Source organism: Methylobacterium sp. GXS13 (genome assembly GCF_001455965.1).
In the GTDB taxonomy this organism is placed as follows: domain Bacteria; phylum Pseudomonadota; class Alphaproteobacteria; order Rhizobiales; family Beijerinckiaceae; genus Methylobacterium.
Genome location: NZ_LKKO01000047.1, coordinates 147,010 through 171,961, shown reverse-complemented (window position 1 = coordinate 171,961; position 24,952 = coordinate 147,010). Strand labels below are relative to the sequence as shown.

Here is a 24,952-nt window from a genome sequence, read left to right as displayed (position 1 = left end):
TCACTTGCGGACCCGCTTAGAGGCCCGCCGGAAGGTCGGCAGCAGGACCGACATTGCGAGTGCAGCGCGGGCCCCATCGGCCACGAATCGCTGCGTCCATCACTGCACGCACGATGACGAGGCGGGCTGATCGGACGCCAGCTCCGAACTGTGATCACCTCAGGCGGTCGAAACGAAATCTTGCATCAAAGTGCCGTTTTCGGATCGCCTAGTTGACCGATCGCGGTATTTGGCATACCAGATACCAACAAGCAGGGCGTGAGCGACGACAAGTTTTGGAGAAACCGGAACTTTAGCGCCGTAGGCCCCAAGGAGGCCGCGATGATGGATTCGAGCTTCGTTCGCTCTCGCAGGCATCTTCGCTCACCTACAAAGTGTCGGAGCGCGGGCGGGGCGATCCGTGGCGGGCGCTGACAGAGTACGCGACCGCCCAGCTGCGGACGATCTCGCGAGCTTCGTCGCCGCCATCGGCGACGCCATGGTGGTGGCAGATCCGGACGGCGCGATCACCGTCTGGAACCCGGCCGCCGAGCGGATCTTCGGCTTCACCGCCGCGGACGCCCTCGGTCAAACCCTCGACCTGATCACCCCGGAGCGGCACCGGCGCCGTCACTGGGACGGCTACGCCAAGATCATGCGGACGGGTGTCACGCGCTACGGGGCGGAGACCCTGCGGGTTCCCGCGATCCACAAGGACGGTCACCAGCTCTCCATCGCCTTCACGGTCGGAATGATCCGGGACGCGTCGGACCGGGTGACCGGCATCGTCGCGGTGATCCGCGACGAGACCGAGCGCTGGATCGAGGAGAAGCGCCTGCGCCAGCGCGTGGCCGAGCTCGAAGCCCTTCCGAACGGATCCTGACGACCGGGACCGTCCGAAGACCGCAAGCCTCACCGTGCAAGGGAGAACGCCAGATGAGCAAGCCGTTGGATGGGATCAAGATCATCGACTTCACCCACGTCCAGGCCGGTCCCGCCTGCACGCAATTGCTCGCGTGGTTTGGCGCCGACGTGATCAAGGTCGAGCGGCCGGGTGCGGGCGACGTCACCCGCACGCAACTGCGCCACGTCGAGGATGCGGACGCGCTCTACTTCACGATGCTCAATTCCAACAAGCGCTCGCTGACGCTGGACACCAAGACCCAGGCCGGAAAGGAGGTCCTGGAAAAGTTGATCCAGGATTGCGACGTGATGGTCGAGAATTTCGGCCCCGGGGCGCTCGACCGGATGGGCTTCTCCTGGGCCCGAATCCAGGCGCTCAATCCCGGGATGATTCTGGCCTCCGTGAAGGGCTTCTCCGACGGGCACCATTACGAGGATCTGAAGGTCTACGAGAACGTCGCCCAATGCGCCGGCGGCGCCGCCTCGACCACCGGCTTCTGGGACGGCCCGCCCACCGTCAGCGCCGCCGCGCTCGGTGATTCCAACACAGGCATGCACCTCGCCATCGGCATCCTCACAGCGCTCCACCAGAAGAACAAGACCGGCACCGGCCAGAAGGTCGCCGTCTCGATGCAGGATTCGGTGATCAACCTCTGCCGGGTGAAGCTGCGCGACCAGCAGCGCCTCGACGCGCTGGGCTACCTTGAGGAATATCCGCAATACCCCCACGGGGAGTTCTCGGACGTGGTCCCGCGCGGCGGCAATGCCGGCGGCGGCGGCCAGCCCGGCTGGGTGCTCAAATGCAAGGGCTGGGAGACCGACCCGAACGCCTACATCTACTTCACGATCCAGGGCCACGCCTGGGCGCCGATCTGCAAGGTGCTCGGCCGCGAGGAGTGGATCACCGACGCCGCCTACAACACGCCGCGGGCCCGGCAGGACAAGATCTTCGACATCTTCAAGACCATCGAGGAATGGCTGGCCGACAAGACCAAGTTCGAGGCGGTCGACATCCTGCGCACCTACGACATTCCGTGCGCGCCGGTCCTGTCCATGAAGGAGATCGCCGAGGACAAGTCGCTGCGCGCCAGCGGCACCGTGGTCGAGGTGCCGCATCCGAAGCTCGGCAGCTACCTGACCGTCGGGAGCCCGATCAAGTTCTCCGACATGACCGTCGAGGTGAAGGCCTCGCCGCTTCTGGGTGAGCATACCGACGAGGTCCTGACCGGCCTGGGCTACAGCCCCGCGCAGATCCAGGCGATGCACGAGGCCCGCGCGGTCTGATAAGCGGCTCCCGACCTCTGCTATTCCGAAGCGGGATTGCGCGCGCTGCGCCGTCCCGCTTCGTCCGCGGGATCCGGACCCGATGCGTTCCTTGCTCAGCCGCCTCCTTCCCGAGCTGACGCCGGTCAGCACGCGTGAGCGTCTGTGTTCGGCCGGCGGCGCGCTGCTCGGGGTCCTCGCCACCGGCCTGGTCTGCCGCGCCGCGATCGGGCCCGAGGCGGCCCCGGTCCTGATCGCCCCGATGGGCGCTTCGGCGGTGCTGCTCTTCGCGGTGCCGGCCAGTCCCTTGGCACAGCCCTGGTCGATCCTCGGCGGCAATCTCGTCGCCGCCCGGATCGGCGTCACGGCCGCGATCTGGGTGCCGGACCCGTTCGCGGCGGCGTCCGTGGCCATCGGGTTGGCGATCGCCCTGATGATGGCCCTGCGCTGCCTACATCCGCCGAGCGGGGCAGTGGCGCTCACGGCGGTTCTGGGCGGCCCGGCGATCCGGGAGCTCGGCTACGGCTTCGTGCTCTGGCCGGTGGCGGCCAATTCGCTGCTGCTGCTGAGTGCGGCCCTGCTGTTCAACAATCTCACGGGCCGCGCCTATCCGCATCTGCGCCCAGCCGGCCCGCGCACCGACGACCCGGCCCCGGCCGACCGACTCGGCTTCCTGACCTCCGATCTGGACGCCGCGCTGGAAGATTTCGACCAGCTGCTCGATGTCGACCGCAGCGATCTGGAGCAGATTCTGCGGCGCGTGCAGATGCGCGTCTACGGACGTCGCCCGGGGCAGACCACCTGCGCGTCGATCATGTCCCGGGACGTGATCGGGCTCGCGCCCCACGATTCTCTGGCGGAGGCTTTGCGGCTGCTGCGCCGCCACCGGATCAAGGCCCTGCCGGTCACGGACGAGCGCGCCCGGGTGCTCGGGATCGTCACGCAGACCGATCTGCTCGACAAGGCCGCCTGGGACCGGAGCGGCCCGCGGCTCGGCTTTGGCCGCCGCTTGCGGCTGACCGTGGAGCGCGGGCGGGCGCCCCATGGCTGCGTCGCCGACATCATGACGGCGGTCGAACCTGTCACCCCGGACACGCCTCTGGCTGAGCTGGTGCTGCGGATGTCGGAGGCAGCCCTACACCACCTGCCGGTCGTCGACCCGGACGGCCGCCTCGTTGGGATCGTCTCGCAGACCGATCTGATCCCGGCGCTGATGGCCGATGCCGGCAGCGCCGAGCGAGCAGGCACGCGGTCGGAAACCATGCCTGCCTGAGGGTTCGGTTCAGCTCTTCTTGACGTTCCAGAACACCGGTACGCCGTTGAGCACCCCGGTCACCGAGGGCTTGTACGAGGTCTGGTTGAAGTACTGCCCGAGCGGCAGGTAGGGCACGTCCGCGAAGGCCTGTTTCTGCATGGCGTCCGCCAGCGTCTTGCGTTCTGCGGTGTCGGGCGCGTCGAGCCACTCCTGGCGCAGCGCCTCGAGCTTCGGGCTCGTCGGCCAGCCCACCGGCGCATCGGGCCCGGTTCCCCGCAGGAACGCGCTGACCGCCGGATTGGCCTGGTCGAGCCCGGCCCAGAAGGTGCAGAAGATGCTCCAGCCCCCCTGGGCGATCGGATCGCGCTTAGCCCGCCGCTGGACCACCGAGCCCCAATCCATGACCTGATAGTCGACGTTGAACCCGGCGCGGGTCAGCATGTCGGCCGCCACGTCGGCCAGGGCCTTCAGGCTTGGGAAGTCGGAGGCGCCCATCAGCACAACCTTCTCGCCCTTGTAGCCGGCGGCGGCCAACGCCTTCTTGGCAGCATCGAAGTCGCGCTTGCTTGTCAGGACGTCGAGGCCGGCCTCGCTCGCCATCGGCAGGCCGGGGCAGAAGAAGCCGGTCGGCACGTGCCGCAGCTTTGGGTCGTCGCCGGTCACCGCCTGCATGAAGTCGGTCTGATCGACCACCTTGAGCAGCACCTGCCGGATCGCCGGGTTGTCGAAGGGCGGCAGCAGCTGGTTCATCCGCAGGCAGCCGATCAGTCCGGTCGGGTCTTTGATCGACGTCTTCAGGCTGCCGAGCGTCGGCACGAGGTCGGCGGGCGGCTGCTCCCACCAATCCATCTCGCCGGTCTGCATCGCCGAGGCGGCGGTGGCCTGATCGGGGATGACGTGCCACTCGACCCGGTCGAGGAAGGCGCGCTTGGGGCCCGAGGTCCATTGCGGCTCGCCGCCCTCGCGCGGGACGTACTTGTCGAAGCGCTCGTAGACGACCCGGGCGCCGACCATCCGCTCGTCGGCCTTGAACCGGAACGGGCCGCTGCCGACCATCTCGGTGACTTGCGTGAACGCATCGGTCTTGGCGAGCCGCTCCGGCATGATCGCGCAGATCGGCGAGCCGACCTTGCCCAGCGCGTCCGGCAGGAGCGGGAAGGGCTTTTTCAGGCGGAACTGAATGGTTCGGTCGTCGGGGGCTGAGAGCTCATCCGTGTAGGCCATCAGCGTCTGACCCATCGGGTCGCGCTTGGCCCAGCGGCCGATGCTGGCGACGCAGTCGCGGGCGAGCACCGGCGTGCCGTCGTGGAAGACCAGCCCCGGCCGCAGCGTCATGCGCCACAGCTTGCCGTCCTCCTCGACGACGTGGCCGGCGACCATCTGCGGCTGCGCGGCGTAGCTGGCGTCGGTCCCGTACAGGGTGTCGAACACCGCGAGCCCGTGGTTGCGGGTGACGTAGGCGGTCGTCCAGATCGGGTCTAGCACCGTCAGGTCGGCCTGCGGGATGAACTTGAGCACACGCGAGGACGCGCCCTGCGCGAGCGCCGGGGCGGCGAGCGCAGCACCCGACAGGGCCACGAAGGATCGTCTGGTCAGCATGTCGGCGCACCTTTGCGGTGAGTATCGCCGAAGCTTAGCACGAGGCGGGCCACGGGGAGGGGCGGGCGGTCGTTTCTCATGTGCAGGCTAAAAACATTACTTTGCCGACAGATGAGCGCTATGGCCCGGCCCACCCGCATATCCCTCCCCCCTCTGCGGGGGAGGGTCGCCCGCGAAGCGGGTCGGGAGAGGGGAGCGACGATGCAGGACAGGGCGTCGCCCGTCATGCCGGTCGCGCCCTTTCCTGAACCCGGGTTCCCCTCTCCCGACCCGGCCTGACGGCCGGCCCACCCTCCCCCGCAGAGGGGGGAGAGAGACGCCCGTGTCCTTGAGAGGGACCCTGTCCCGCCCACCTCACGCCTTCTTCTTGATCCCGCTCTGCGGGTTGAGGCTGCCGATATTGCCGCTCTCGCTGCCGGCGGCGGGATCTATCACTGCGTTGACCAGCGCCGGCCGGCCGGAATCCATCGCAGCGTTGACCGCCCGGGTCAGCTCGTCCGGCGAGGTGACGTGGTAGCCGTCGCCGCCGAACGCCTCCATCATCTTGTCGTAGCGGGAATCCTTGACGAACACCGTGGTGGCCGGGTCGCGCCCGGTCGGGTCGGAATCGGTACCGCGATAGATGCCGTTGTTGTTGAACACGACGATGCAGATCGGCAGCCCGTACCGGCAGATCGTCTCGACCTCCATGCCCGAGAAGCCGAAGGCGCTGTCACCCTCCACGCACAGGACCGGCTTGCCGGTCTCGATCGCGGCGGCGACCGCGAAGCCCATGCCGATGCCCATGATGCCCCAGGTGCCGACATCCAGGCGCTTGCGCGGCTGGTACATGTCGATGATCCCCCGGGCGAGGTCGAGGGTGTTGGCGCCCTCGTTGACCAGAATCGCGTCGGGCCGCTCCTTCACGATGGTCCGCAGGGCGCCGAGCGCCGCGTGGAAGGTCATGGGCGAGGCGTTGCTCATGAGCTTGGGCGCCATCTTGGCGATGTTCGCCTCGCGCTTGGTCTTGAGCGTGTCGATCCAGTCGGCCGGGGGCTGCTGCCAGCCTTGACCCATGCCGTCGAGCAGCGCCTGGACGCAGGAGGCGATGTCGCCGACCACCGGGGCCACGATCTCGACGTTCGAATCCATCTCGCGCGGCTCGATGTCGATCTGGATGAACTTGGTCGAGCCGGGCTCGCCCCAGCTCTTGCCCTTGCCATGCGACAGCAGCCAGTTGAGCCGGGCGCCGATCAGCAGCACCACGTCCGAATCCTTCAGCGCCGTCGAACGCGCGGCGCCGGCCGAGAGCGGGTGCGTGTCGGGCAGCAGGCCCTTGGCCATGCTCATCGGCACGTACGGGATGCCGCTGGTCTCCACGAGGCTGCGGATCGCCTCGTCCGCCTGGGCGTAGGCGGCGCCCTTGCCCAGCACGATCAGCGGCCGGCGGGCGGATTTCAGCACGTCGAGGGCCCGGGCGATGGCGTCGGGGGCGGGGCGCTGGGCCGGGGCCGGATCGATCACCTTCACCAGCGATGTCCGGCCGGCCTCGGCCCCCATCACCTGGGAAAAGAGCTTGGCCGGCAGGTCGAGATAGACGCCGCCGGGACGGCCTGAGCAGGCCGCGCGGATCGCCCGGGCGACGCCGATGCCGATATCGGCGGCGTGCAGCACCCGGAAGGCCGCCTTGCACAGGGGCCTGGCGATGGCGAGCTGGTCCATCTCCTCGTAATCGCCCTGCTGGAGATCGACGATCTCGCGCTCGGACGAGCCCGAGATCAGGATCATCGGGAAGCAATTGGTGGTGGCGTTGGCCAGCGCAGTGAGGCCGTTCAGGAAGCCTGGCGCCGAGACCGTGAGGCAGATGCCCGGCTTCTTGGTGAGGAAGCCCGCGATCGCCGCGGCATTGCCGGCATGCTGCTCGTGCCGGAACGACACGACCCGCATGCCCGCCGCCTGCGCCATGCGGCCGAGATCGGTGATCGGGATGCCTGGGACGCCGTAGATCGTCTCGATTCCGTTGAGCTTCAGCGCGTCGATGACGAGGTGGAAGCCGTCGGTGAGATCCGGCTCGGCCTGGATCTCGGGTGCGGCTTGGACGATCTTTGCCAGAGCGGTCATTCGCGAAATCTCCCCGACCATCGGTTTCGGTACTGGCGTCGCGGCTCGGTGCAGGCTCCGGGCCATCGATCTCGTTCGGGTCTCGGGCGGCTCAGACCGCCCGGATCGGTTGGGCGGCAAGCGCCGCGGGATGCTCGCCCTCGGCGAGATAGCGTGCGCGCAGCGGCCGCAGCAGGAAGATCGCGAGCGCGGCGGCGGCGACGTTGAGCCCGATGATCAGCGAGAACACCGCCGACCAGCCATAGGCCGCCGACAGGAGGCTGGCGAACGGCACGAGGAAGGCGGCGGTGCCCTTGGCGGTGTAGAGCAGGCCGGCGTTGCTGGCGGCGTATTTTGAGCCAAACGTGTCCCCGCAGGTCGCCGGGAACAGCGAGTAGATCTCGCCGAAGACCCCGAAATAGACGGCGGTGGCGAACACGAACACCATCGGGTGATGGCCGTAAGTCAGGAGCACGATCACCGCCAAGGCTGCGGTCGAGAAGGCGATGAACATGGTGTTCTCGCGGCCGATATGGTCGGAGACGTAGCCGAAGAACGGCCGGCCGAAGCCGTCGAAGATCCGGTCGAGGGAGATCGCCAGGGTCAGCGCTGCCATCTGAAGGCCGAACAGGCTGACAGGCACGCCGGCCACGTGGAAATCCTGGGCGATCGGCGCGATCTGTGCCGCCGCCATCAGGCCGCCTGACGCGACCATGACGAACATCGCATACATCACCCAGAAGACCGGCGTCCGCACCGCCTCGCGGGGGCTGCGGTCGACCTTCGTCTGGGGCAGGCGCAGGCTCTTGCGCTGCATCGGGGCTATGGTCGTCGGCTTGCGCAGCAGGAACGAGAGGGCGAGCACCACCACGCCCTGGCCGATGCCGAAATACAGGAAGGCGTCCTGGTAGCCGCTGGTGGCGATCGTGCGGGCGATCGGCACGACCGTGATCGCCGCGCCCGCGCCGAAGCCGGCGGCGGTGGCGCCGGCGGCCAGTCCGCGGCGGTGGGGGAACCACTTCAGCGCGTTGCCGACGCATGTCCCGTAGACCGAGCCGGCGCCGATACCCCCCACCACTGCGCCGAGATAGAGGAGCGCGAGGCTGTCCGCGTAGGCGTCGATCGTCCAGGCCAGAGCGATCATCACGCCGCCGAACGCGACCACGAGGCTCGGGCCGTAGCGATCGACGAACCAGGCTTCCACCGGCACCAGCCAGGTCTCGGTGGCGACGAACAACGTGAAGGCGAGCTGGATCGCCGCCCGCCCCCAGTGGTAGCGTTGATCGATGGGATCGACGAACAGCGTCCAGCCGTATTGCAGGTTGGCGATCATGGCCATGCAGATCACCCCGAAGGCGAGCTGCCACCATTTCGCCGACGGCGAATCCTGGCGTTCCATCCCTGAGCCTCTCTGGTGGGCGGCGCGTCCTTGAGCTGGCGCGTCTGGCGTCCGGGCCTGATCAAGCATATTCGGCTCAGGCATGCAATATACCAGTCCGATACGGCATTGAGTTGCTGTCAGGGCAGGAAATATTGTTCCATCCGACAGGTGCGGTCAGGCCGGGCCCCAGGTGCCGAGCGTCGGCTCGTTTGCTGGGACAAGCGTCTCATCGAGGTTCGGTATCCCGGTCGTGTCGGCGGGAATACCGATCACCGCCCGGGCCGCGTCCCAGTCCGGATCGGTGCCGGCTTGCGCCAGGTTCCGGCGGTCGAGGCCGGTGACACGACCACGATCGAGGCGCAGGAACACGCGCCCGGTCTCGGCGTGGGCGAACCGGACCGCGTCCATCCTGCGCAGGCAGGCGCAGAGAAAGCTCGTGTTGGCGCTGGCCGCGAGGTCGACCCCGCGGAACACGGCGTCCGCACTCCGGGCGAAGATGTCGACCTTGCGGAAGCGATCGATGTCGATCAGCCCCTTCACGTCGAGGATGTTCAGGACGCCACCGGCTCCGAACGCGATAGTCCGCGGGCGCTCCCCCTGCGGGACGCTGTTGTCCAGGAACTCGCACACGACCTGCTTGTCCCGGGCGAGGGCCCAGTTGAAGAACAGCCGCGGCATGCCGGTATAGGCTTCGACGTTGTGGGCCAGCAGGTCCTCGACCGCCTTGAACCGGCCGAACTGTTCGCCGCGCTTGTAGGCGCGCTCCACCGTGTCGGCCGGCGGCGTGACCATGAACTGCATGTAGACCCGTTCGCCGAACCGGGTCAGCAGCTGCCCGCCGCCATCCGAGCCGGCCTCGGCCTGGAAGCTGTCGAACCGGAAGCGGTCGATCAGCAGGTTCGAGATCCGCCGCTCGGCTGCCTTGCGGGTGACGTAGCGGTCGAGCTTCATGTCGATCATCTCGACCTCGTAGCCCGTGAGCGTGCCGGCATACCGGGTCGCCGGGCCGAGGCTGTCGTAGTCGAGCAGGAACTTGCGCCAGACGTCCGGGGTGATCACCGCGAAGTCGGACCAAGCCATCCCGAGGCGTCGGGCCAGCCCGAGCTGGTAGGGGCGGATCGTGCTCTTGCCGGAGGCGGAGGCGCCCTTCACGTTCATCACCACCGGATGGGCCTGCGGCGCGAGTCGCCGGTAGCCCCGGGCCTCGACCACGGCGGCGATCCAGGGCTCGATCAACTCGCCGATGCGGCGGCTGCCGTAGCCGTTCGAGACCAGGGTCCCGGCGATGCTTCGCAGCAGCACCGGATCGCGGATCAGGGTGTTCTGCCGGGCGAGGATCCCGGACACGACGTTGCGCAGGGCCTCGCAGGCGGCGATCTCCAGGCCATCGCCGGCCTGCACCGCCCGCTGGTGCCAGCCATTGAGATGGCCCAGCGCCCGGCTCGCGGGATCCTGCCGTGGTGACGGGCTGGGTGCTGGCCGACGTCGTCCGAGCAGCCGGTCGAGCCAGCCGGGCTCCGGTGTCGGCGGGGAGGGCGGATCATCGAAGATCGCGGCGATCTCGCGCTGAAGCACCGTATCGGCCTCGTCCCGAACCACCGCGAGGGCGGCTTCGACCTCGCCGAGCCGGGGCTCGACACCTTCGCGCAGGATGGCGGAGACGATCGACCGGAAATTGACCCCGAGATCGGCGTAGACCGCACCCACCGGCACGGACAGGTCGGACATGACCCGGATCAGCACCTCGTGGACGACGAGGCGACCGGGCCGGATCCGGGTGAGCTGGCGGGCCGGCAGGCCGCACAGGTCGCTCAGCTCGAGCGCATCGCGCACGGGCGTCTCGACGTGCTCGGGCCGGTAGACGGTGATCAGCGGCGTGAAGGCGCTCGGCAGGTCGGACTGAACGCCGGGATTCCAGGGTCCGGCGGCCATTTCCGGAATGCTGGCTGCAGCTTCCGTCATCCGCGCGTCTCCCTCCCCCCTCTGCGGGGGAGGGTGGCCCCTGCGTCAGCAGGGGTCGGGAGAGGGGCCGCGCGACGGTTCAGGACTTCACCTTTGGCGCGTTCTTTCCGGAAGCGGCGCTCCCCTCTTGCAGGATCTCGTGCCGGCCCGTTCCCCTTCGGGCGCCACCCTCCCCCGCAGAGGGGGGGGGAGGGTGATGCGCGGCAATCCGGAGCGAGAACAGGGCAAACCGACCCCGCTCTCCGTCGCGCTAAAACCCTAAAAGACCTTCTGGAACCAGCCGTGCGAGTCCTGGGTCGTGCCGCGTTGGATATCCACCAGCATGCCCCGCAGCCGACGCGCCACCGGGCCCGCCACTGCGTTGCCGATGGTGAAGTTGTCCTCGCGGCCCTTCACGGTGCCGATCGGGGTGATCACCGCGGCAGTCCCGCACGCGAAGGCCTCGGTGAGCCGGCCGGCGCGGACGTCGGCGCGCCAGGCGTCGATCGTGTAGGGTTCTTCCTTGACGGTGAGGCCGGCTTCCCGGGCCAGGGTGATCACCGAATCGCGGGTGATGCCGGGCAGGATGCTTTCGGAGAGCGGCGGGGTTTGCAGCGAACCGTCCTCGAACACGAAGAAGACGTTCATGCCACCAAGCTCCTCGATGTAGCGGCGCTCGGCCGCGTCGAGAAACACAACCTGCTCACAGCCCTGGCGCGTGGCCTCGGCCTGCGCGGCGAGACTCGCCGCGTAGTTGCCGCCGCACTTGGCGGCCCCGGTGCCGCCCGGCGCCGCGCGGGTGAAGTGCTCGGAAAGCCAGACCGTGACCGTGCCGGTCGGGTCCTTGAAGTACGAGCCCACCGCCGACGCGATGGTGATGAACAGGTATTCCGAGGCCGGCTTGACGCCGAGGAACGCCTCGTTGGCGATCATGAACGGGCGCAGATACAGGCTGCCGTCGGGCGTGTCGGGGATCCACTCGCGGTCGATCTGCACGAGCTTGTGCATGGCCTCGACGAAGGCATCCTCGGGGAACGGCGCCATCGCCATGCGCTCGGCCGAGAGCCGGAAGCGGCGGGCATTGGCATCGGGGCGGAACAGGGCTGCGCCGCCATCGGCGGTGCGATAGGCCTTGAGCCCCTCGAAGATCTCCTGCGCATAGTGCAGCACCGCGGCGGCGGGATCGAGCGGGATGGCCTCGCGCGCCTGGATTCGCGCATCGTGCCAGCCGCGGCCAGCCGAGTACTTCGCCACCACCATGTGGTCGGTGAACACCTTGCCGAAGCCCGGATTCTCCATCAGGGCGGCCCGCTCGGCACTGGTCCGGCGGGCGGGATGGGCGTGGGTGTCGAACGTCAGGTCGCTCACGGTAGGGGTCCTCATAGACTCGCTGTTCTTATGCCGCGCTCCGGCGGGCGAATCTACGGAGCGTGCGCATGACTCATGCGCCGGATTTGCCGTGTCGGCCGCGTGTGCGGGTGTCGACTTACCCAGCCGGCGCCGGCTCCGACAATTGCATCCGGTGCAGGCGGGCATAGGCGCCGCCGGCCGCGACCAGATCGTCATGGCGGCCGGTCTCGATGACGCGGCCGGCTTCCATCACGGCGATCCGGTCGGCCTCCCGGACCGTCGAGAGGCGATGGGCGATCACCAGGGTGGTTCGGCCGCGCATCAGCCGGGTCAGCGCCTCTTGGACAAGGCGTTCGGACTCGGAGTCGAGGGCCGAGGTCGCCTCGTCGAGGAGCAGGATCGGCGCATCCTTCAGGAAGGCCCGGGCCAGCGCGATCCGCTGCCGCTCGCCGCCGGAAAGGCGGTTGCCGGCCGGGCCGACCCGGAACGCGTAGCCCTCCGGCAGGGCGGTCACGAAATCGTGGGCGGCCGCGGCGCGGGCCGCAGCCTCGATCTCGGACGGCTTCGCCCCGGGGCGGCCGAAGCCGATATTGGCCGCCACCGTGTCGTCGAACAGGACCACCTCCTGCGAGACGACTGCGACCGCCGCGCGGAGCGAGGACAGGGTCACCGCGCGTACGTCCTGCCCGTCAATCGTCACCCGGCCGGCGGTGACGTCGTAGAGCCGCGGCACAAGGTTGAGCAGCGAGGACTTTCCCGAGCCCGAGCGCCCGACGAGTGCGGTGGCGGCGCCGGCGGGGACTATGAGATCGATCCCCTCCAGGGCCGGAGCGTCGGGGCGGTAGCGGAACTGCACGCCGTCGAACCGGATCTCCCCGGCCGTGACCGTGAGCGGCGTCGCATCGGGCGCCTGGCGAATCTGCGGCGCCTCGTCCATCACGTCGAAGTAGCGCCGGAGCGCCGCTGCCGCCTCCTGCAGGATGGCATTGAGGTTGCCCAAAGCCCGGGCCGGCTGGGCGGCGAGCAGCAGGGCCGCGACGTAGCCGGTGAAGTCGCCCACCGTCCGCTCGCCGGCCAGCACCCGCTGGCCCACCAGGACGAGGACGCCGGCCACCGCGATCCCCCCGCCGACTTCGAGCAGCGGGTCCAGGCGGCCACGGGCATTGGCGGCCTTCATCTTCACGCGGCGCACCTCGTCGAGAGCTTCGGCGGCTCGCCCCTTGAGGTAACCCTCCATGGCGTAGGTCTTGGCGACCCGGGCGCCCTGCAGGCTCTCGGAGATCAGGCTGGCGGTGGCACCCATCTGCTCCTGAGTGGTGGTCGAGACCCGCCGGAGCTTCTTGCCGATCCGCCCGATCGGCCCGGCCACGAAGGGCACCGTGAGGCCGGCGACGAGCGTCAGGACCGGGTCCATCCAGATCAGCGCCGCGACCAGCCCGATCAGCATGGCGATGTCGCGCAGCAGCACCGTGGAGATGCGGGTCAGCGCCTCCTTGATGAAGGCGAAATCGGTGGTGAAACGCTGGGTCAGCGCCGCCGGGCTCTCGCGGCCGAGCTGCGCCAGGTCGGATTCGATCAGATGGCCGTAGAGCGCCGCCTGCATGTCGGCTTCGACCCGGGTGACGACCCGGTTGGTCAGCACCGTCTGGCCGAAGAGCGAGAAGCCGCGCAAGGCCGTGACCACGATCACCACCAGCGGCCCGTAGGCGATGGCCGCCGCATCCTTGCGGTCGAAAGCGTCGAAGGCGGCCTTGATCAACGCCGGGTACAGCCCGGTCGAGCCGCCCACGAGGGCGATCAGCACCAGCACCACGGCGAGCGTCCCGCGATGGGGATAGAGCCAGGTGCGCCACAGGCGGACGAGGAGTGGGAAGGTGTCGCCGGGGAGGCGCGCCATGGAGCTTACCGGTTGGGTCCTATCACCGGGCTCCCTGGGGCAGAATGCGCGGCGGCAGCGGTTTGCAGCCGCCGCCGCCGCGGATCAAGTTTTTTGCTCCCGTCGTCCGCTCTCAGCGGTCGCCGCCGCCGGGGCCGTGCTCGTCGTCCCGGCGGTGATGCCAGCCGTCGTGGCGATGGCCGCCCATCGGGCGCGCCAGGATCATCGCGCGCCGCTTCTGGCCCTCGTCGAGGCTGGCGTAGAGCGGCTGCGAGGCGTCGGCGAGCTTGCGCAGGGCCTCGCCCCGGGCGGTCGTCGCATCCGCCATGGCCCGCAGGGCGGCCGGCGCGTCGTCGGACATCTTCGGACGGTCGCGCATCGCCTCACGGCGCTGCTGGCGCAGCTTGACCATGTCGCGCAGCGCGGCCTCGACCGGGGGCCACAGCTTCTCCTGGTCGGCATTCAGCTTCAGGCCGGCATGCAGGCCGGCGATGCGGGCATCCGCGAAGGCGGCCCGATCCTCGGGGGTCAGCGCGCTCCAGCGCCCGTGCCCGCGGACGCCATCGGGGCCGCCGCCATGCTCGACGGCGTGGCCGACGAGACCAAGGCCGAGGACACCGGTGACGAGAATGGCCGCTCTCAAACGTTGGGACATGGCATGCTCCATCTCACGCTCGGCCGCCGCCGCGGTGACCCGGCAGCGACCCACGGTGCCGATGAGGCGCCGGCCGTGTATCCCGCTTGTGTATGTAACACTGTTACACTACCGGTGCCGCGACGCTGGAGCGTGGGAGGACGATTCGTGCGCGGGACAGTTCGGATGGCGTGGTTCGGATGGCTTGTCCTGGGACTTGGCCTGTGCGTGCCGGCCCGGGCCGCACCGGACGGCGCCACAATCCGAGCGGTGGCGAGCTTCTCGATCCTGGGCGATCTCGTGCGGGCGGTCGGCGGACCGCACGTGGCGGTGACCACCCTGGTCGGCCCGGATTCGGATGCGCACGGCTTCAGCCCGTCCCCGGCCGACGCCAAGAAACTCGCCGTGGCCGACATCGTGTTCGTCAACGGCCTCGGGCTCGAAGGTTGGCTCGACAGGCTGATCCGGGCCTCGGGGACCCGGGCGCCGGTCATCGTCGCCTCCGCGGGTGTGCCGACGATCGCCGCCGTGAACGACCACGCCCATACCGACAGCGGCCACGACCACGACCACGCTGTCGACCCCCATGCCTGGCAAAGCGTGGCCAACGTGCGGATCTACGTCGCCAACATCCGCGACGCCTTGGCGAAGGTCGATCCGGCTCACGCGGAGGCCTATCGGGCCGCGGCCGAGGCCTACACGGCGCAGCTCGACGCCCTCGATCAGGCCGTGCGCCAGGCGGTGGAAAAGATCCCCCCGGAGAACCGCCGGATCATTACCACCCACGACGCCTTCGGCTACTTCGCCGCCGCCTATGGCGTGCGCTTCATCGCGCCCCAGGGCGTTTCCACCGACAGCGAGGCCAGCCCGCGGGATGTCGCGGCGATCATCCGGCAGATCCGCCGGGAGAAGGTACCGGCGGTATTCCTGGAGAACATCAGCGATCCGCGTCAGATGGCGCAGATCGCCCGGGAGGGGGGCGCCCGGATCGGCGGCAAGGTCTATTCGGACGCCCTGTCGGGGCCGGATGGGCCAGCCGCGACCTATCTCGACATGATGCGCTCGAATCTCCGGGCGTTCGATGCGGCGCTGGCTCCGGGCTGAACCGCCATAAATGCGGTTCTGCAGCCCAGTGTGCCGCAGCAGTGCAACTGGAGCGTGAGCGATCCCATATTCTTTCCCGTCGCGGGAATGACATAGCGTAAACCGCCGGTTAAGAGGCCGCCTCTACCCTGAAACGAAACGGGTGCCAGCCGATCCTCGTACCCGAGGGCTCGGGCCCTTGGGGCCTGGTGAGATCGCGTGGCTGGGAGATCGCGTGGCTTGGGGGCCTGACCGCTGGCGCTTCTATCGGCTCGTGGCGCGCGAGACCGCGCGGACTTTCCGTGCCGTCGGTGCCAGCCTCACAGCCTCGCCCGACATCCTGGCGCGGATGCGGGTGACCGGGCTAGTGATCGCACCCCAGGACCTGCGCACCTCGGACGCGACCTTCGCGGACGACATCTATGCGGGCCTGTTCGTCTTCGCCGGCCGCTCGCTGGCCGCGAGCGGCGGGTCACCCTTCGATTACGCCCCGCCCTCGCCGGAATGGGCGGATGAGCTCTACGGCTTCGGCTGGCTCCGGCATCTCCGAGCTGCGGATACGGCGCTTGCCCGGGCCAATGCCCGCGCCTTCGTGGCCGATTTCATCGTCGGACGGGGTGATCCGGCTTTGGCCCGCCACACGCCGGTGGCGGCGCGGCGGCTGATCTCGTTCCTGTGCCAGTCGCCCCTGGTGCTGGAGGGTGCCGACCACACCTTCTACCAGAACTTCCTGAAGGCCATCGCCCGCAACGCCCGGCGGATGGAGCGCGACCTGCGGCGGGGCGTGCCGCCGCAATGGCGCCTGAACGCCGCCGTGGCGCTCTGCTACGCCGGGCTGTGCTGCGACGGCATCCAGCCGACCCTGCGTCGGGCGACCCGGATCCTGTCCCGGGAGCTCGATCGCCAGATCCTCACCGATGGCGGCCACCGCTCCCGCGATCCGCGTTTCGCCATGGAGCTGCTGCTCGACCTGCTGCCCCTGCGCCAGAGCTATCTCAGCCGCAGCGTCGAGCCGCCGGCCGCGCTGCTGCGGGCGGTGGACCGGATGCTGCCGCTGCTGCGCCTGCTGCGCCACCCGGACGCCTCGCTCAGCCATTTCAACGGCATGGGCGCCACCGACGCCGACCATCTCGCGACGCTCCTGGTCTATGACGGTGCGCTCGCCCGGCCGATGATGCACGCGCCGAATTCCGGCTACGAGCGCATGGAAGGCGGTCGGGTCATCGTGGTCGCCGATGTCGGCAAGAGTCCGCCGCTGCCCTTCTCTCTGAATGCCGGGGCGGGCTGCCTCGCCTTCGAGATGTCGAGCGGGCCGCAGCGCATCGTGGTCAATTGCGGCCTGCCCGCGAGCGGGCCGGACCTGCGCCTGCTCGCCCGGTCGACGCCGGCCCATTCCACCGCCAGCGTTGCCGGCGCCTCCTCCTGCCGGTTCCTCACCGCCACCGGCTGGTGGGGCGAGCGCATGGTGGACGCGTGGCTGATCCGCCGGCGCGGCGCCGTGGTCCTGCGCGGCCCCGCCGCCGTGGCGGCCGAGCGGGTGGAAGAGTCCGACAGCATCGTGCTCGCCGCCCGGCACGATGGCTACGCGCCGGATTTCGGGATCGTCCACGAGCGGCGCTGGCAGCTGTTCCCCGTGGAGGCGCGGCTCGAGGGGCGCGACGCCTTCCTGCGTCAGGGCAAGGGCCGGGTGCGCGGCCACGACGTGGCCATCCGCTTCCACCTGCACCCCGGTATCGCCGTGCGCGGCGTGCCCGACGGGCTCGAACTCGCCTCGGCGCTGGGCGAGATCTGGATGTTCCGGGCTGAGGGCGCCGAGATCGCCATCGAGGAGAGCGTGTATTTCTCCGGCCTGACCGGGCCGCGCCGCACCGACCAGATCGTGCTGCATCTGCGCGTCTCGGACGATGTCGAGGTGCGCTGGAGCTTCGCGCGCCTGGCCGAGGCGCCGATGCGGGGGGCGACGGCGCCCTGATCCCGGCTGGCCCCGGGCCCCGGTTCCATGCTACCGCGCGCCGAAATCTCAAGGTTCGGCAAGCAGCTATGGCGCACGATCAGGTGCGGGTCTCCCGCGCGCTCCTCTCGGTCTCGGACAAGACGGGTCTCGTGGACTTCGCGCGGGCACTGCATGCCCGCGGCATCGCGCTGGTCTCGACGGGTGGCACGCACCGCGCCCTTCAGGAAGCCGGCCTGCCGGTCACCGAGGTCGCCGACCTGACCGGCTTCCCCGAGATGATGGACGGACGGGTCAAGACCCTGCACCCGGCGGTGCATGGCGGCCTGCTCGCCATCCGCGACAACCCCGAGCACCAGGCCGCGCTGGCCGCCCACGGCATCGGGGCGATCGACCTGCTGGTGGTGAACCTCTATCCGTTCGAGGCGACCATCGCGGCCGACAGGCCGGAGGCGGATTGCATCGAGAACATCGATGTCGGTGGCCCGGCAATGATTCGCGCGGCGGCCAAGAACCACGCCGACGTCGCCGTCGTCACCGACGTCTCGGACTACCCTGCGGTGCTGGCGGCCCTGGAGCAGAACAACGGCGCCGTCGGCGGCGACCTGCGCCGGCACTTGGCCCAGAAGGCCTTCGCCCGCACCGCCGCCTATGATGCCGCCATCGCCAACTGGATGGCGGTCCAGTTCGGCACCGAGGCACCGGGCCGGTTCCGCGCCTTCGGGGGCACGCTCGCCCAGAGCCTGCGCTACGGCGAGAACCCGCACCAAGCGGCCGCGTTCTACCGGGCTCCGGGTTTGGTCCGAGCCGGGGTGGCGACCGCTCGCCAGCTTCAGGGCAAGGAGCTGTCCTACAACAACTTCAACGACACCGACGCCGCCTACGAATGCGTCGCCGAGTTCGATCCGGCCCGCGCCGCCGCGGTGGCGATCATCAAGCACGCCAACCCGTGCGGTGTGGCCGAGGGTGCCACCCTGATCGAGGCCTACGAGCGGGCGCTCGCCTGCGACCCGACCTCGGCGTTCGGCGGCATCGTCGCCCTGAACCGGACCCTGGACGCGGAGGCCGCCCGCAAGATCGTCGAGATCTTCACCGAGGTGATCATCGCCCCGGACGCGACGCCGGAGGCCATCGCCCTCGTGGCGGCCAAGAAGAACCTGCGCCTCCTGCTCGCCGGCAGCCTGCCCGACCCGCGGGCACCCGGCGAGACGGTGCGCACCCTGTCCGGCGGCCTGCTGGTCCAGGGGCGGGACGCGGCCGTGGTCGACGATATGCCCCTGAAGGTCGTCACCAAGCGCGCGCCAAGCGAGGCCGAATCGGCCGACCTGCTGTTCGCCTACCGGGTCGCCAAGCACGTGAAGTCCAACGCCATCGTGTACGCCAAGGCCGGCGCCACGGTGGGGATCGGCGCCGGACAGATGTCCCGGGTCGACTCCTCCCGCATCGCCGCCTGGAAGGCCGCCGAGGGCGCCAAGCGCCTGGGGCTCGCCGAGAGCCTGGCTGTCGGCTCGGTGGTTGCCTCGGACGCGTTCTTCCCCTTCGCGGACGGTCTGCTGGCCGCAGCCGAGGCCGGCGCCACGGCGGTGATCCAGCCGGGCGGCTCGATGCGCGACGCCGAGGTGATCGCAGCCGCCGACGAGGCCGGGCTGGCGATGGTCTTCACCGGGCACCGCCACTTCCGGCACTGACGCCGGATCGTATGGAGGCGGGCCGCCCGCCCCGATGGCCGAGCCTGTAATCGTCGCGCGGCCTGAGGCGGTTCTCGTCCGCCTCACGGAGATAGGTGCTTCCTGCAGCTGCTTGAGCGGGCCGCGCCGTGTCCCCTCTGCCGCACGCCGGAATGCGCGCCGAGTCCACCCATGCAGAATCGGTCGGCACGCCTTTGGAAGCGGGTTACGCGCTTGCTGAAGCCGGAGAAGCGGCCGCTGCTCCGGAAAACCCGATTCCCGTTTCGTCTATAGCGAACAGTCAGGAGCGGGTGCGCGCCGCGCGACCGCGGCTCGTTTCCGAGCCTGCTCTGTCGCGCCCGGCGCCGGGCCTGCACCGCGTTAACGCTCTACGGGAAAAACTTCGCTCGGGTGCGGCGTCGAGCAAGCTCGTACAGGGTCGTCGGGATATCCGCTCTGTATTTATTGGCGATGAAACGACGTGCGACACGACAATCTTGCAGAAGCGGTTTCCCGTATCCAAATACTGAGTCGTCGATTACGTAAAATTACACGCGAAATGGGCGCGTTATGTGCGGGGGTTGATATTTCGATGCCTGCACGGCATGAAAAATGCGCGGTGCGTCGGAATTTTGTCGTCGGATCGTGCGATCTCGTGGTGGATCGCGTGTGCGGTGCCCGTGACATAGGGCTTCGGACCCCCGCTATGGGGATCTTGTTCGGCGTCTGGCGCCGGACAATCTTGGGCCAGGTGACGCGATGTTACTCGCTGCAGTGCTATTTGGCGTCGGTTTATTGATCGGCTGGTCCTATACCATGCTGGTCATGGTCGCGACCTCGGCCCTGATCTTGGTCGCCGCTCTGGTTCTGTTTGCGTTCGGCCCCGGGCTCGATCTGATCCATCTGCTGATCGCGCTGGGCTACCTCACCGCCCACCAATCCGGCTACCTGTTCGGAGCGTATTGCGGCGTCCAATACCAAGAGAAGCGTGGCCGACAATCGCCATTACCATAACCAGATCGGGCGTCCAGCAAGCTGGTAGATCAATGTCCAAATCACGATCATTGATATATTGACACCAATAACTAGCGAAAGTGGCGGCTTGCTGCCAGCCTGGCGACGAAACTGTGTCAAGCCGTGGGTCACGTTTGATGTCCTGCTTGATCGTAAAGTGTGCCAAAGACGGCCGAGAGCCGTCATTCGTTCCATCGAGACTGGTTTTTAAACGACAACATGTGGTTGTCGCGGCACAACCTATCTGACCAATCCGTGCGACTTCGGCGTGGCCCGTACCATTGGACGTGCAATAAAGGTAGCCCTTAGGCGGCGGAATTACGCTGGAATGTCAATGCTAGCCGGTCCGTCATTGCACGCTGCCGTGAGATCCGCCGTTAACGGGCAATGACGGTCAGTACCCCCGTTTTCGGGGCGCAAGCGTGATGGAGCGCACCTGGACGATGGTGGATGCGGGATCGGTCGTTTCGCCGGTTGCGCGGTCGCGCGAAGACACGTCCCCGGAACGCGAACACCCGGACCGCGTGGGCGGCCCGGGCGTCGTCCTGCACCGGTCTACCGGCGGTCAGGTGTCGGCGAAGATGTCGCGATCCTTGGTCTCAGGCACGAAGATGACGCCGATGACCACCGTCGCGACCGCGATCACGATCGGGTACCAGAGGCCGTAATAGATGTCCCCGGTCTGGGCCACCATGGCGAAGGCGGTGGCCGGCAGCAGGCCGCCGAACCAGCCGTTGCCGATATGGTAGGGCAGGGACATCGAGGTGTAGCGGATCCGGGTCGGGAACAGCTCCACCAGCATCGCCGCGATCGGGCCGTAGACCATCGTCACGAACACGATGAGGATGAACAGCAGGCCGATCACCTGGGCGACCTGCGGCCGGAAGATGTCGAACGGGTTCGCCATCTTCACGATCTCGGCGTCGCCGGCCTTCGGGTAGCCCGCCGCCTGGAGCGCCGCCGTCACGGCCTTGTTGGCCTCCGGGGCGCCGCCCTGCGGATAGGCGATCTCCGTGTCGTTCACCCGGATCACCGTGGGCTGGCCGGGCGCACCAGGCGCGGTGTCGTACCTCACCGAGGATTTCGACAGGAAGTCGCGGGCGAGGTCGCAGGGCGCCGAGAACACCCGCGTGCCGACCGGGTTGAACAGGGTTCCGCAGGCGGCCGGGTCGGCCGCGACGGTGACCTTCACGGTCTCGATCGCGGCCTGGAGCTTCGGGTTGGCGGTGGCGGTGATGCCCTTGAAGATCGGGAAGAACGTCGCCGCCGCGATGGCGCAGCCCGCCAGGATGATGACCTTGCGGCCGATCTTGTCCGACAGCCATCCGAATAGCACGAACAAGCCAGTGCCGAGCAGCAGCGACCACGCGATCAGCAGGTTGGCGGTGTAGCCGTCGACCTTCAGAATCGATTGCAGGAAGAACAGCGCGTAGAACTGGCCCGTGTACCAGACCACGCCCTGGCCGGCGACGAGGCCGAACAGGGCGATCACCGCGAACTTGGCGTTCTTCCACTCACCGAACGCTTCGGTGAGCGGCGCCTTCGAGGTCTTCCCCTCGTCCTTCATCTTCTGGAAGGCCGGGGATTCGGAGAGCTGGAGGCGGATCCACACGGAGATGCCGAGTAGCAGCACCGAGACCAGGAACGGGATCCGCCAGCCCCATTCGGCGAAGGCGGCCTCGCCAGTGAAGGTCCGGGTCGCCAGGATGACCAGCAGCGACAGGAACAGGCCGAGCGTCGCCGTGGTCTGGATCCAGCTGGTGTAGAAGCCGCGCCGGCCGTTGGGCGCGTGCTCGGCCACGTAGGTCGCCGCGCCGCCATACTCGCCGCCGAGCGCCAGGCCCTGGGCCAGCCGCAGGACGATCAGGATGATCGGCGCCGCGATCCCGATGGTGGCGGCGTTGGGCAGGATGCCGACGATGAAGGTCGACAGGCCCATGATCAGGATCGTGACCAGGAAGGTGTATTTGCGCCCGACGAGGTCGCCGATCCGGCCGAACACCAGGGCGCCGAACGGCCTTACGATGAAGCCCGCCGCGAAGGCCAGCAGCGCGAAGATGTCCCGGGTCGCCGGCGGATAGGCCGAGAAGAACTGGGCGCCGATGATCGCCGCCAGCGAGCCGTAGAGGTAGAAGTCGTACCACTCGAACACCGTGCCGAGCGAGGACGCGAAGATCACCCGCTTTTCCGCCGAACTCATCGGTCTCGCGGCGTCCCCCGCCCGCGGGATCGCAGTTGCCCCAGCCATGACCCGGTTCCTCCCAGACGGCGCGTGCGGTCGATGGCGTCGGCCGCAAATCTACGGACTGCAGGCCCTGCATGGGGCGCAGATCACGTATGCGTGACTGTAAGGAACCTCTCGGTCAATCCGCAATGTGGCGGTGGCGGGGGTCATCAACATGGCGGCGTGCATGAGATACTTGGCGCCCGAAAAAATGCGGCTCTCCCTCCCCCTCGGCGGGCTACGGTGTTTACACAACATTGCTGAATGAGGCTGACGGCCGGACGCACGCACGCACGCCTTCCTCTCCCGCAGAGGCTGGCGGATTCATGCATCAGGGTTGTTTTGAAACAAGGCTTTAGAACACAATAAGTTTTCCCCTCCCCCTTGCGGGGAGGGGCAGGGGTGGGGGTGGTGCAGGATAGGGCGCAACGGTTCCTCCTGAGCCACCCCCACCTCCAACTCCTCCCCGCAAGGGGGAGGAGAGAGCGTCGCGTTTTTTGCTGTGCGATGTGTGAACGTCGTAGCCGCAGAGGGGGGAGGGAGAGCCGCAGTGCCTCCACGGTATCCTCCCGCCCCGCTGCGGCCACATCCCTGAAACGACGAAGGGCGCGGCTCGCGCCGCGCCCTCCAGTTATTGCAAGTGAGCCTTAGGCTCAGTGGGCGTGAGCGCCGGAAGCGCCGATGCCGGTCTCGGAGCGCACGAATTGCGCCTCGAAGGCGGCACGCTCGCGCTGGGCCCGGCGCGAGTTGTCGAGGCTCGACACAGCCCAGATGGTCACGAAGGCCAGCGGCATCGAGAACAAGGCCGGGTTGTCGTAGGGGAAGATCGCTGCGGCGTTGCCGAACGTCACCACCCAGACGGCCTTGGACAGCACCACCATGCCGACAGCCGAGATGAGCCCGACCAAGCCGCCGGCGAGTGCGCCCCAGGTGGTCGTGCCGCGCCACAGGATCGACATCGCCAGCACCGGGAAGTTGCAGCTCGCCGCCACCGCGAAGGCCAGCCCGACCATGAAGGCGACGTTCTGGTTCTCGAATACGTAGCCGAGATAGATCGCCACGATCCCGATCACCACCGCCGAGAGCTTCGACAGGTTGACCTCGTGCTTCTCGGTGGTGCGCCCGCGGGCGATCACCTGGGCGTAGAGGTCGTGGCTGACCGCCGAGGCGCCGGCGAGCGTCAGGCCGGCCACCACCGCCAGGATGGTCGCGAAGGCCACGGCCGAGATGAAGCCCAGGAAGTATGGGCCGCCCACCGCGTTGGCGAGGTTGACGGCGACCATGTTGGTGCCGCCGATCATGTCCTTCAGCTTGTCGAAGGTGCCGGCCGCGCCGAGCTTGAAGTAGCTCGGATCGGACATCAGCAGGGCGATGCCGCCGAAGCCGATGATGAACGTCAGGATGTAGAAGTAGCCGATCAGGCCGGTGGCGTAGAACACCGACTTGCGCGCCGCCTGGGCGTCCGAGACCGTGAAGAACCGCATCAGGATGTGCGGCAGGCCGGCGGTCCCGAACATCAGGCCGACGCCGAGCGAGATCGCCTCGATCGGGTTCGAGACCAGGCCGCCGGGGGCCATGATCGCGTCGCCCTTCGGATGGACCTGCACCGAGGCAGAGAACAGGGTCTCCGGGTTGAAGCCGTACTTGAGCAGCACCGCGCCGGCCATGAAGGTCGCGCCGCCGAGCAGCAGGCAGGCCTTGATCACCTGAACCCAGGTGGTGGCCTTCATGCCGCCGAAGGCAACGTAGACGATCATCAGCACGCCGACGATGATCACCGCGTAGAGGTAGGGCAGCCCGAACAGGAGCTGGATCAGTTTACCCGCGCCGACCATCTGGGCGATCAGGTAGAACGCCACCACCACCAGGGTGCCCACCGCGGAGATGATGCGGATCGAGGTCTGGTCGAGGCGGAAGCTCGCCACGTCGGCGAAGGTGAACTTGCCGAGGTTGCGCAGGCGCTCGGCGATCAGGAACAGCACGATCGGCCAGCCGACCAGGAAGCCCGTGGAGTAGATCAGCCCGTCGAAGCCCGAGGTGTAGACCAGGCCCGAGATGCCCAGGAAGGAGGCGGCCGACATGTAGTCGCCGGCGATCGCAAGCGCGTTGGTCCCGGCCGAGATGCCGCCGCCCGCGGCGTAGAAGTCGGCGGCCGACTTGGTGCCCTTGGCGGCCTTGTAGGTGATGCCGAGCGTCAGCACGACGAAGAACAGGAACATGCCGATGGCCGGCCAGTTCGTGGCCGACTGCGTGACGGCACCGAGATCGGGGCCAGCGGCAAAGGCCGCGCAGGCCGTGATCGTGGCCAGCGTCAGGCCGAGAAGAATCCGGTTCATCGGCCGACGCTCCGCTTCAAGGCGTCGCTCAGGGCGTCGAAACGGGTGTTGGCCCGGGCCACGTAGATCCCGGTGAGCGCGAAGGCGAACAGGATCACGAACACGCCCATGAACAGGCCGAGCGAGGCGGTGCCGCCACCGACCTTCACGGCGAGCAGCGACTTGTCGAAGGCGATGAGGCCGATGAAGCCGAAATAGACCACCAGCATCAGGATGGTCAGGACCCAGCCGAACCGGGTGCGCTCGGCGACGAGCTGCTGGAATTCCGGCGTCCGGACGATCCGGTCGATCTGCGGATCGACTGCCGCGGCGGCGTTGCGGGATGGTGGGGGCGCCGTGCCCCCGCGAAGGCCGAGTGTCGAGCCGCTCATGGCGTTGTCCTCCCGCGAAGGCACTCCGGCCTTCCGGTTTTTCTTG

General features: G+C 68.4%; 18 protein-coding genes. 8 read left to right on the top strand and 10 right to left on the bottom strand.

The features are described from left to right. Positions 1 to 400: 400 nt before the first annotated feature. The 3 genes from AO398_RS17805 (at position 401) to AO398_RS17795 (ending at position 3,418) form a co-directional block, all read left to right on the top strand. Entirely contained in the window at positions 401 to 862 is a 462-nt protein-coding gene (locus AO398_RS17805) for a PAS domain S-box protein (protein WP_082643325.1), read from the top strand. A 53-nt stretch (positions 863 to 915) separates the two neighbouring features. After that, complete coding sequence (gene frc, locus AO398_RS17800) at positions 916 to 2,166, top strand: formyl-CoA transferase (RefSeq protein WP_058193432.1); 1,251 nt, start codon at positions 916 to 918, stop codon at positions 2,164 to 2,166. 82 nt (positions 2,167 to 2,248) lie between these two features. After that, positions 2,249 to 3,418, top strand: a complete 1,170-nt coding sequence (locus AO398_RS17795; RefSeq protein ID WP_058193431.1) for an HPP family protein — start codon at positions 2,249 to 2,251, stop codon at positions 3,416 to 3,418. Positions 3,419 to 3,427: 9 nt separating this feature from the next. Here the strand turns inward: AO398_RS17795 and AO398_RS17790 are convergent, their stop codons facing one another. The 7 genes from AO398_RS17790 to AO398_RS17760 all read right to left on the bottom strand — a co-directional run bounded on the left by AO398_RS17790 (position 3,428) and on the right by AO398_RS17760 (position 14,281). Continuing rightward, positions 3,428 to 4,999, bottom strand: coding sequence for an ABC transporter substrate-binding protein (locus AO398_RS17790; protein ID WP_058193430.1), 1,572 nt, complete (start codon positions 4,997 to 4,999; stop codon positions 3,428 to 3,430). Between the two features lie 354 nt (positions 5,000 to 5,353). Further along, positions 5,354 to 7,099 (bottom strand): oxalyl-CoA decarboxylase, encoded by a 1,746-nt coding sequence (oxc, locus tag AO398_RS17785; protein WP_058193496.1) that lies wholly within the window; start codon positions 7,097 to 7,099, stop codon positions 5,354 to 5,356. A gap of 91 nt (positions 7,100 to 7,190) precedes the next feature. Next, complete coding sequence (gene oxlT, locus AO398_RS17780) at positions 7,191 to 8,477, bottom strand: oxalate/formate MFS antiporter (RefSeq protein WP_058193429.1); 1,287 nt, start codon at positions 8,475 to 8,477, stop codon at positions 7,191 to 7,193. A gap of 156 nt (positions 8,478 to 8,633) precedes the next feature. Then, the gene (locus AO398_RS17775; protein ID WP_058193428.1) at positions 8,634 to 10,421 is read right to left on the bottom strand and encodes a hypothetical protein; all 1,788 of its coding nucleotides are present in this window, start codon (positions 10,419 to 10,421) and stop codon (positions 8,634 to 8,636) included. Between the two features lie 258 nt (positions 10,422 to 10,679). Then, positions 10,680 to 11,783: a branched-chain amino acid aminotransferase gene (locus AO398_RS17770; RefSeq protein ID WP_058193427.1), complete on the bottom strand. Its 1,104-nt coding sequence runs from the start codon at positions 11,781 to 11,783 to the stop codon at positions 10,680 to 10,682. Positions 11,784 to 11,886: 103 nt separating this feature from the next. Next, positions 11,887 to 13,647 carry an ABC transporter ATP-binding protein gene (locus tag AO398_RS17765; protein WP_058193426.1) on the bottom strand — a complete coding sequence of 587 codons (1,761 nt, stop codon included), beginning with the start codon at positions 13,645 to 13,647 and terminating at the stop codon, positions 11,887 to 11,889. A gap of 112 nt (positions 13,648 to 13,759) precedes the next feature. Then, positions 13,760 to 14,281: a Spy/CpxP family protein refolding chaperone gene (locus tag AO398_RS17760; protein WP_058193495.1), complete on the bottom strand. Its 522-nt coding sequence runs from the start codon at positions 14,279 to 14,281 to the stop codon at positions 13,760 to 13,762. 165 nt (positions 14,282 to 14,446) lie between these two features. On the opposite strand from AO398_RS17760, the gene AO398_RS17755 reads away from it, so the two are divergent. The 5 genes from AO398_RS17755 to AO398_RS17740 all read left to right on the top strand — a co-directional run bounded on the left by AO398_RS17755 (position 14,447) and on the right by AO398_RS17740 (position 19,975). Further along, complete coding sequence (locus AO398_RS17755) at positions 14,447 to 15,364, top strand: zinc ABC transporter substrate-binding protein (RefSeq protein WP_058193425.1); 918 nt, start codon at positions 14,447 to 14,449, stop codon at positions 15,362 to 15,364. A 214-nt stretch (positions 15,365 to 15,578) separates the two neighbouring features. After that, on the top strand, positions 15,579 to 17,315 hold the full coding sequence (locus tag AO398_RS17750) for a heparinase II/III family protein (protein ID WP_058193424.1): 1,737 nt from the start codon (positions 15,579 to 15,581) through the stop codon (positions 17,313 to 17,315). 68 nt (positions 17,316 to 17,383) lie between these two features. Next, the gene (gene purH / locus AO398_RS17745) at positions 17,384 to 18,982 is read left to right on the top strand and encodes a bifunctional phosphoribosylaminoimidazolecarboxamide formyltransferase/IMP cyclohydrolase (RefSeq protein WP_058193423.1); all 1,599 of its coding nucleotides are present in this window, start codon (positions 17,384 to 17,386) and stop codon (positions 18,980 to 18,982) included. 128 nt (positions 18,983 to 19,110) lie between these two features. Further along, entirely contained in the window at positions 19,111 to 19,491 is a 381-nt protein-coding gene (locus AO398_RS28380; RefSeq protein ID WP_152997556.1) for a hypothetical protein, read from the top strand. Positions 19,492 to 19,720: 229 nt separating this feature from the next. Further along, complete coding sequence (locus AO398_RS17740) at positions 19,721 to 19,975, top strand: hypothetical protein (RefSeq protein ID WP_058193422.1); 255 nt, start codon at positions 19,721 to 19,723, stop codon at positions 19,973 to 19,975. Positions 19,976 to 20,540: 565 nt separating this feature from the next. Here AO398_RS17740 and AO398_RS17735 read toward each other — a convergent pair. From AO398_RS17735 to AO398_RS17725, 3 genes are all read right to left on the bottom strand, one after another. Then, entirely contained in the window at positions 20,541 to 22,175 is a 1,635-nt protein-coding gene (locus AO398_RS17735) for an MFS transporter (protein WP_058193421.1), read from the bottom strand. Between the two features lie 677 nt (positions 22,176 to 22,852). Continuing rightward, positions 22,853 to 24,535: a cation acetate symporter gene (locus AO398_RS17730; RefSeq protein WP_058193420.1), complete on the bottom strand. Its 1,683-nt coding sequence runs from the start codon at positions 24,533 to 24,535 to the stop codon at positions 22,853 to 22,855. After that, complete coding sequence (locus tag AO398_RS17725) at positions 24,532 to 24,906, bottom strand: DUF485 domain-containing protein (protein ID WP_082643324.1); 375 nt, start codon at positions 24,904 to 24,906, stop codon at positions 24,532 to 24,534. Before AO398_RS17725 ends, AO398_RS17730 begins: the two co-directional genes overlap by 4 nt. Positions 24,907 to 24,952: the final 46 nt, after the last annotated feature.